The sequence below is a fragment of the Pseudomonas sp. GZD-222 genome (assembly GCF_049310525.1).
Lineage (GTDB): Bacteria > Pseudomonadota > Gammaproteobacteria > Pseudomonadales > Pseudomonadaceae > Aquipseudomonas.
In genome coordinates this window covers 1-8,439 of record NZ_JBMOWO010000057.1, presented here as the reverse complement: position 1 = coordinate 8,439, position 8,439 = coordinate 1, and the positions used below count along the sequence as shown (strand labels likewise).

Here is an 8,439-nt window from a genome sequence, read left to right as displayed (position 1 = left end):
GGGATACTTGTCTTTTTCACCTGTGGGGCTCGATGGCGGGGAAAACCCGCTCCTACAGAGACTGCACAGCCCCGGTGGGAGCGGGCTTGCCCCGCGAAGCGTCATCGAGTCAGGCCATCGCCGCCAGCATCAACTCCAGGTTCTGCACCGCCGCCCCCGAAGCACCCTTGCCCAGGTTGTCGAACACGGCGGTCAACAGCACCTGCCCATGGGCCTCGTTGGCAAACACCGCCAGGCGCAGATCGTTGCTGTCATTCACGGCTTGCGGGTCCAGCATTGGCGCGGCCTCGCCATGTTCCAGCGCCGCCACCTGTACGTAGCGCGAGCCATGATAATGCTGACGCAGGCACTCATGCAGGCGAGCTGCAGTCACTCCCGCCGGCAGCAAGCGCGTCTGCACGGCAATGGTCAAGGCAATGCCCTGGCGGTAGCTGCCATAGCTGGGCACGAACACCGGCCGCTCGGACAAGCCGGCATGCTGCTGGATCTCCGGCACATGCTTGTGATCCAGGTTCAGGCCGTACACCAGCACCCCTTGGGTTGACTCTGCCCCAGGTGTTTCGTGGCGCTCGACTGCGGCACGGCCACCGCCGGAATAACCTGACACCGCATTGACGGTCAGCGGGTAATCAGCGGGTACCAACCCGGCGCCCACCAACGGCCGCAACAAGGCAATGGCGCCGGTGGGGTAGCAACCGGGATTGCTCACCCGCTTGGCCTGGGCGATGCGCTCGGCCTGTTGCTCGTCGAGTTCTGGCAAACCATACACCCAGCCTGGGGTGGTGCGGTGCGCGGAGCTGGCGTCGATCACCCGCACATTCGGCTTGACGATCGCCGCCACCGCTTGCTTTGCCGCGTCGTCGGGCAAACACAAAATGGCCACGTCGGCGCTGTTGATCGCTTCGGCGCGACGCTGTGGGTCCTTGCGCTCGCTGGCGGGCAGGGTCAGCAGACGCAGGTCGTCGCGTCCGTGCAAGCGGGCGTGGATCTGCAGGCCGGTGGTGCCTTGGTCGCCATCGATAAAGACAAGAGGCTGGTGCATGGTGCTCTCAATGAATCAGGACTGGGAGTGCCTATGCTCGCGCCGATCTGGACGAAAGAAAATTTGAATATCATGATGAGTACATTCATAAATTCTGAATGATAAAAGCTCATGCGTGAAATCAGCCTCGACCGCCTGCGGACCCTGGTGGTGATTGCCGACCTCGGCTCATTCGCCCAGGCCGCTCGCGTCCTCAACCTGGCACCACCGACGGTCAGCCTGCACATTGCCGACCTCGAGGCGCGCATCGGTGCACCGCTGCTGTCGCGCAAGCGCGGACAGATCCATCCCACGGCAATTGGTGAAACCTTGCTTGAACGCGCGCGCCGGCTGCTGGCCGATGCCGAACAGGCGCTGGATGAAGTGCAACGCCAGGTTCAGGGGCTCAGTGGCCGCGTGCGCCTGGGGGCGTCAACCGGTGCCATTGCCCATTTGTTGCCGCAAGCACTGGATATTCTCGGCGTGCGCCATCCCGGCATCGATGTGCAGGTGCAGGTGCTGACTTCGCGTGAATCGCTGGGCCGTCTGCAGGACGGTACCCTGGACCTGGGGCTGGTGGCGCTGCCGCAAGCAGCGGTCAAAGGCGTGCAGATCCAGCCCTGGCGGCGTGACCCGATCATGGCGTTCATTCCCAGCAGCTGGGCGCCACCGTCGCGCATCACCCCCGCCTGGCTGGCCAGCCGGGCGCTGATCCTGAATGACAGCACCACACAGTTGTCGCGGGTGACCAGTGACTGGTTCGCCACGGCGGGCCTGCAGCCGGATGCGCGGATCCAGCTCAACTACAACGACGCGGTCAAGAGCCTGGTGGCGGCTGGTTACGGTGCTACCTTGTTGCCCCATGAGGCCAGCTCTCCGGAGCCTGACCCACGCTTGTGCATGCGTGCGCTGCGTCCGGCGCTGTGGCGCCATCTGGGCATCGCCAGTCGGCAGGGGCAGGTGGAACAGAGCACTGCTTTTGTCCTGCAGGTGCTGGTCGAGCTGGCGGCCCAGTCCAGCCGCTAGACCAGGCGCACGGCGGTGCCACGTTGCAGCCAGGCACGTTCACCCAGGCGCTCCTGGACAAAGGCCTGGGCTTTGCGCTGCAACTGGTCCAGATGACGGTCGCGTTGCTTCTCGGCATCGACCATGGCCCGTTTGCCATGTTGCTGGAGCAAGTAGGTATGAATTTGCTGCACTTCAAGCGTGCGGTAGATAGGCGCCACGTCGAGCATCGCCACCTGACCCTCACTGGCATGATCGTGGGTGTTCATCAGCACCTGCGGCCCGCGCGCGCCGATGACAGCAAAGCCCATGGCCTCGAAGTAGGCCACCTTGTTCACCGCGCACGCGAGTTCGGCATGCGGGTAGCGTCCGGTCATCTGCTGCAGCATGGCCCTGGCAATGCCCTGGCGGCGGTATTTGCTGTGCACGGCAAGGTAGGCAACCGTGCACGCCTCGGCATCATGCTGTACGGGCAGGTACAGCAGAAAGCCGATGACGGTCTGGTCGCGTGGGTCGGCGGCCACGATCAGTTCGACGGACAGGCCGCGTGATCCGGCCATGGCTTCCAGGTACTGGTGGACTTCAAGGCCGATACCGTACTGGTAAAGGTTGTACAGCAGATTGCTGGGGGGCAGGCTGAGCGCACTGATGTCGGTCAGATAATCGACCACCATTTGCAGGATCTGACTCTTGATCGACTCCTCGGGCGGGGCGACAAAGTGGGTGAGGGCGAACATGAGGGGGAGAACTCCAGACGAAAAAGCGTGGAGCCAGTCTACAGGTCTGTAGGAGCGGATTCATCCGCGATGGGGCGCGAAGCGGCCCCAAAAGATAGGCCTGCTGCGCAGTCCATCGCGGCGGTCCGGCGCCCCGGTGAATCCGCTACAGGGTGTTACCCCTGCTTTTTGATGATTGCATCGGCGATGCTTGCCGGCGCCTCGGCGTACTTGGTGAACTCCATGGTGTAGCTGGCACGGCCCTGGGTCATGGAGCGCATCTGCGTGGAGTAGCCAAACATCTCGCCCAGCGGCACCTCGGCGCGCACCACCTTGCCGGCCGGGCTGTCTTCGCCTTCCTGGATCAGCCCGCGGCGTCGGCTCAGGTCGCCGAGGATATCGCCCTGGTACTCCTCGGGCGTCACCACCTCGACTTTCATCACCGGCTCCAGCAGCACCGCGCCGCCTTTTTGCGCCAGTTGTTTGGTGGCCATGGAGGCGGCGACCTTGAAGGCCATCTCGTTGGAGTCGACGTCGTGGTACGAGCCATCGAACACGGTGGCCTTCAGACCGATCAGCGGATAGCCGGCCAGCACCCCGTTTTTCATCTGTTCTTCAATGCCTTTCTGGATCGCCGGGATGTACTCGCGCGGCACCACGCCACCGACCACTTCGTTGACGAACTCCAGGCCTTCCTTGCCCTCATCGCCCGGTGCAAAACGTATCCAGCAGTGGCCGTACTGGCCACGACCACCGGACTGGCGGACGAATTTGCCTTCGATCTCGCAGGTGTTGCGGATTTTCTCGCGATAGGCCACCTGCGGCTTGCCGATATTGGCCTCGACCCCGAACTCGCGCTTCATGCGGTCGACGATGATGTCCAGGTGCAGCTCGCCCATGCCGGAGATAATGGTTTGCGCGGTTTCTTCATCGGTGCGCACGCGGAATGACGGGTCCTCCTGGGCCAGCTTGCTCAGGGCGATGCCCATTTTTTCCTGGTCGGCCTTGGTCTTGGGTTCCACTGCCACCGAGATCACCGGGTCAGGGAAGTCCATGCGTTCGAGGACAATCGGCTGGTTGATGTCACACAGGGTGTCACCGGTAGTGACGTCCTTCATGCCGATCAGCGCGGCGATGTCGCCGGCGCACACGTCCTTGATCTCGGCGCGTTGGTTGGCGTGCATCTGCACCATGCGGCCGATGCGTTCCTTCTTGCCCTTGACCGAGTTGAGCACGGCGTTGCCGGAGCTGAGCACGCCTGAGTAGACGCGGGCGAAGGTCAGGGTGCCGACGAAGGGGTCGGTGGCGATCTTGAACGCCAGCGCCGAGAACGGTTCGTCGTCTTTGGCATGGCGTTCCAGGGGTTTATCTTCGTGATCCGGGTCGGTGCCTTTGATCGCCGGGATTTCCGAGGGGGCCGGCAAATAGTCGATCACCGCATCGAGCATCAGCGGCACGCCCTTGTTCTTGAACGACGAGCCGCAGATGGCCGGGACAATTTCATTGGCCAGGGTGCGTTTGCGCAGGCCGGCCTTGATCTGCTCGTTGCTCAGTTCCTGGCCGTTGAGATAGAGCTCCATGAATTCGTCATTGGCTTCGGCAGCGGCTTCGATCATGTGCGCGCGCCATTCATTGGCAAGCTCGAGCATGTCGGCCGGGATCTCTTCTTCGCGATAAGTGGTGCCCTGGTCATCTTCGTTCCAGAAGATGGCCTTCATCTTTACCAGGTCGATCTGACCTTTGAAGTTTTCCTCGGCGCCGATGGCCAGCTGGATCGGCACCGGGTGGTGGCCCAGGCGTTTGTCGATCTGCTTGACCACGCGCAGGAAGTCGGCGCCCTGGCGGTCCATCTTGTTGACGTAGGCCATGCGCGGCACGTGGTACTTGTTGGCCTGGCGCCAGACCGTTTCCGATTGCGGTTCCACGCCATCGGCGCCGCTGAACACCACCACCGCACCGTCGAGCACGCGCAACGAACGTTCCACCTCGATGGTGAAGTCGACGTGGCCGGGGGTGTCGATGATGTTGAAGCGGTACTTGCTGGGGAACTGCTTGGTCGAGCCCTGCCAGAACGCCGTGGTGGCGGCGGAGGTGATGGTGATACCGCGCTCCTGTTCCTGGGCCATCCAGTCCATGGTCGCGGCGCCGTCGTGCACCTCGCCCATCTTGTGGTTGACCCCGGTGTAGAACAGGATGCGTTCGGTGGTGGTGGTTTTGCCAGCGTCAACATGGGCGACGATGCCGATGTTGCGGTACAGCTCGATGGGGGTGGTGCGCGCCATGATGGGTCACCTGTACGAGAGTGCGTCAGACGATGAAGAGGGTTCTCCCAAGGTAGCAGAAGTGAGCCGGTCTGCACGGTTGAACCGGGATCATCCATGGCCTGAACAACCATCGGTTGTAATGCACCCGGCGCCTGACGCTTAATCGTTCTATCCGCTTGCCAATGGAGTAGCACAATGCCGCTGGAAAAGACCGTCACCGCCTGGTGCCAGACTCATCCACTGATCGCCGACCTGGTGGCGTTGCGCCCAACCAGCTGGTTCAACCCGCAGCTTGCACCGAGCGCGCAGGCCCTGGGGGATGTTCCGCTGAGTCAGCAGGACGTGCGTGAGGCCAGCGAGCGTTTGCAGCGTTTCGCGCCGTTCATCCAGTCGGCCTTTGCCGAAACGGCGGCCAGCAACGGCATCATCGAGTCGCCCTTGCTGCCACTGCCGGCCCTGCACGGGGTGTTGCGCGCCGAGCATCAACTGCCGCAAAGCGGTGCGTTGTGGCTCAAGGCCGATAACCTGCTGCCGATCTCTGGTTCGATCAAAGCCCGTGGCGGCATCTATGAAGTGCTCAAGCATGCTGAAGACCTGGCGCTGGCTGGCGGTTTGCTGCAGCCGGGCGATGACTACGCCAAGCTCGACAGTGAAGCGGCGCGGGCATTCTTTGGCCAATACAGCATCGCCGTGGGGTCTACCGGCAACCTCGGCCTGTCGATCGGCATCATCAGTGCGCGCCTGGGCTTCAAGGCCACGGTGCACATGTCGGCTGACGCCCGGCAGTGGAAGAAGGACCGCTTGCGTGCCCATGGCGTCGAAGTCCGTGAGTACAGCGCCGACTACAGCGTGGCGGTGGAGCAGGGGCGCCGGGAGGCCGAGGCCGATCCACAGTGCCATTTCGTCGATGACGAGAATTCGCGCAACCTGTTTCTCGGGTATGCCGTGGCGGCCGAGCGCCTGCAGCGCCAGTTGGCGCAGCAGGGCATTGCGGTGGACGCCGAGCATCCTTTATTTGTCTATCTGCCTTGCGGCGTCGGCGGTGGCCCTGGCGGCGTGGCGTTTGGCCTGAAGCTGGTGTTCGGTGATGCGGTGCACTGCCTGTTCGCCGAACCGACCCATTCGCCGTGCATGTTCCTCGGGGTGTACACCGGGTTGCACGATGGCGTCTCAGTGTATGACTTCGGTATCGACAACCAGACCGCCGCCGACGGCCTGGCGGTGGGACGGCCTTCGGGATTTGTCGGACGCGCGATGCAGCGCCTGATCGATGGTTACTACACCGTGGACGACTCGACCTTGTACCGCTTGCTGGCACAGTTGCAGGCGTGCGAGGGGCATGAGCTGGAACCTTCGGCGTTGGCCGGCGTGCCGGGTATGGTCCGGGTTCTGCAGGAACAGCAGGGCTATCGTCAGCGTCTTGGGCTGACAGAGACGCACATGGTCCAGGCCACCCATCTGGTCTGGGGTACCGGCGGCAGCATGGTGCCGCGCGAAGAAATGGACGCTTACCTGGCCAAGGGCCGGGTCGAGCTGGCCGGGCAGTGAGCATGCTCAACCTGCCACCACGCTTTGGCGCACGCCTGACCGGAGCGCAGTTTGCCAACCTGCACACCTTTGCCGTGGCCGCACGGCACTTGAGCTTTACCCTGGCGGCAGAAGAACTGTGCCTGACGCCGAGTGCCGTCAGCCATCGTATCGCCCGCCTCGAACAGGCGCTGGAACTGCGCCTGTTCGAGCGCCTTACCCGGCAGATACGCCTGACCGCAGAGGGTGAGCGGCTGTATCGGCTGGTACAGGGGCTGCTGGAAGACCTTGAAGACGCTCTGCAACCGGACTCGACCGCTACCGTCAGCGGCGCGCTGACGCTGTACGCCCGGCCGTCCATTACCCAGTGCTGGCTGGTGCCGCGATTGGCGGACTTCCACCAGCATTATCCGCAGATCAGCCTGGATGTTCGCACCGGTAACGAGCCGGTGGATTTTCGCGCCCGCCACATCGACCTCGCGCTGCTCTATGGTGATGGCGAGTTTCCGGGGCTTGCCAGCGAGTTGCTGATGACCGAACAGGTGGCACCGGTGTGCAGTCGCCAGTATGCCGAGCGCCATGGTTTGATCGGTGCGCCGCAGCGCTTGCAGCAGTGCACCCTGTTGCATGATGCCCTGGCCTGGGAGCATGCGGCGTTCGACGCCGAGTGGCAGCGCTGGGCGCGCTTGCACGAGGCGCAGGCATACTTGCCGAGCGGCGGGATGACATTCGACCGTGCTGATCTGTGTGCGCTTGCTGCGAGCAATCACGTGGGCGTGGCCATGGGCCGTCGGCAATTGATCCAGCCGCTGATTGATCAGGGTTTGCTGATCTTGCCGTTGGGGGACTTCGAACCGTCTGCCGGACAGGGTTACTACCTCGTGCATCCACCACGTGAGCCGCTGCCGATGCGGGTGCGGGTGATGGTCGAGTGGTTGCGTGAGTGCGTGGGCTGAGAGATTGCGAGCGCTTCGCGCTCGATCGCCGGCTCCCTTGTAGGAGCGGATTTACCGGGGCGCCGGACCGCCGCGATGGGCCGCGTCAGCGGCCCCCTAGTTTCCACTGAAGGTACGCCTCACGCATACACCCCGCACAAGGCCGATACCCCGCCGCACGGGCCGCCTCGGCATCAAGAAAAAACACCCGATGCTTCACATAACCACCGCGAGCAATAGCCCGCAACGCCCCCGGGCAATCCAGGCGCCCATAGATCTTGCTGCGCCTATGCCCGCCAAACTGCCCAGGTTGTTCGCTCAGATACTCGACGCCATCGGCACCTAACAAACGCCAGGGCCCATTGCTCATGCGCACACCCGGCGTTCGTGCGCCAGCAACCAGCGCTTGCGTTCGATACCGCCGCCATAGCCGGTCAGCGCACCCGTACTGCCGATCAGCCGATGGCAGGGGATGGCCAGGCTCACCGGGTTCAACGCATTGGCCAGTCCCACCGCACGTGCTGCCGTGGGGCTGGCGATCATCGTGGCAATCTGGCCGTAGGTGCGGGTGGTGCCTACCGGGATTTGGCATAGCGCCGCCCAGACGCGCTGTTGAAACGCCGTGCCGCCTGCGTCCACAGGCAGTTTGTCGAGGGCGTGCAAGTCGCCGGCAAAGTAGTCCTGAACTGGAGCGCTGAACGGTGTCAGACCTGTCGTTTCACGCAGTACCAGCGCCGCGCCGAAGCGTGTGTGCAGCAGTTTCAGCAGACGCTTCTCGGGCTCGTCGAACTCCAGACCCACCAGCTTGCGGCCATCACTGACGATCAGTACCAGGCCGATTGGCGCTGGCAGGGCGATGCGCTCAAGCTGAAGCTCACAGACCGGCATGTTGCAATCCTCAAAGACACTCGGTGGGAGCGGGGGGGTGCAGCTGAGGAACGCCGCGCGTCGGACCCTCACCCTGTAGAACA

Annotated in this window: 8 protein-coding genes; 3 read left to right on the top strand and 5 right to left on the bottom strand. The window is 63.4% G+C overall.

What is annotated here, in order from left to right; translation table 11 throughout:
- Positions 1 to 109 precede the first annotated feature (109 nt).
- Positions 110 to 1,042: an N-acetyl-gamma-glutamyl-phosphate reductase gene (gene argC, locus ACO6VD_RS10800; RefSeq protein ID WP_422418924.1), complete on the bottom strand. Its 933-nt coding sequence runs from the start codon at positions 1,040 to 1,042 to the stop codon at positions 110 to 112.
- A 111-nt stretch (positions 1,043 to 1,153) separates the two neighbouring features.
- Here argC and ACO6VD_RS10795 point away from each other — a divergent pair, with 111 nt between their 5' ends.
- Positions 1,154 to 2,047: a LysR family transcriptional regulator gene (locus ACO6VD_RS10795; RefSeq protein ID WP_422418922.1), complete on the top strand. Its 894-nt coding sequence runs from the start codon at positions 1,154 to 1,156 to the stop codon at positions 2,045 to 2,047.
- Here the strand turns inward: ACO6VD_RS10795 and ACO6VD_RS10790 are convergent.
- Positions 2,044 to 2,763 carry a GNAT family N-acetyltransferase gene (locus ACO6VD_RS10790; RefSeq protein ID WP_422418920.1) on the bottom strand — a complete coding sequence of 240 codons (720 nt, stop codon included), beginning with the start codon at positions 2,761 to 2,763 and terminating at the stop codon, positions 2,044 to 2,046. The two genes, ACO6VD_RS10795 and ACO6VD_RS10790, sit on opposite strands and share 4 nt — an antisense overlap.
- Positions 2,764 to 2,918: 155 nt before the next feature.
- Positions 2,919 to 5,024 (bottom strand): elongation factor G, encoded by a 2,106-nt coding sequence (gene fusA, locus ACO6VD_RS10785; protein ID WP_422418918.1) that lies wholly within the window; start codon positions 5,022 to 5,024, stop codon positions 2,919 to 2,921.
- Between the two features lie 177 nt (positions 5,025 to 5,201).
- On the opposite strand from fusA, the gene dsdA reads away from it, so the two are divergent.
- Positions 5,202 to 6,554, top strand: coding sequence for a D-serine ammonia-lyase (gene dsdA / locus ACO6VD_RS10780; protein ID WP_422418917.1), 1,353 nt, complete (start codon positions 5,202 to 5,204; stop codon positions 6,552 to 6,554).
- 2 nt (positions 6,555 to 6,556) lie between these two features.
- Positions 6,557 to 7,489, top strand: a complete 933-nt coding sequence (dsdC, locus tag ACO6VD_RS10775) for a DNA-binding transcriptional regulator DsdC (RefSeq protein ID WP_422418914.1) — start codon at positions 6,557 to 6,559, stop codon at positions 7,487 to 7,489.
- An 85-nt stretch (positions 7,490 to 7,574) separates the two neighbouring features.
- Here dsdC and ACO6VD_RS10770 read toward each other — a convergent pair whose 3' ends face one another.
- Positions 7,575 to 7,838 carry an Ada metal-binding domain-containing protein gene (locus tag ACO6VD_RS10770; protein ID WP_422418912.1) on the bottom strand — a complete coding sequence of 88 codons (264 nt, stop codon included), beginning with the start codon at positions 7,836 to 7,838 and terminating at the stop codon, positions 7,575 to 7,577.
- The gene (locus tag ACO6VD_RS10765; RefSeq protein ID WP_422418910.1) at positions 7,835 to 8,356 is read right to left on the bottom strand and encodes a methylated-DNA--[protein]-cysteine S-methyltransferase; all 522 of its coding nucleotides are present in this window, start codon (positions 8,354 to 8,356) and stop codon (positions 7,835 to 7,837) included. The genes ACO6VD_RS10770 and ACO6VD_RS10765 overlap by 4 nt, the downstream gene beginning before the upstream one ends.
- Positions 8,357 to 8,439 lie beyond the last annotated feature (83 nt).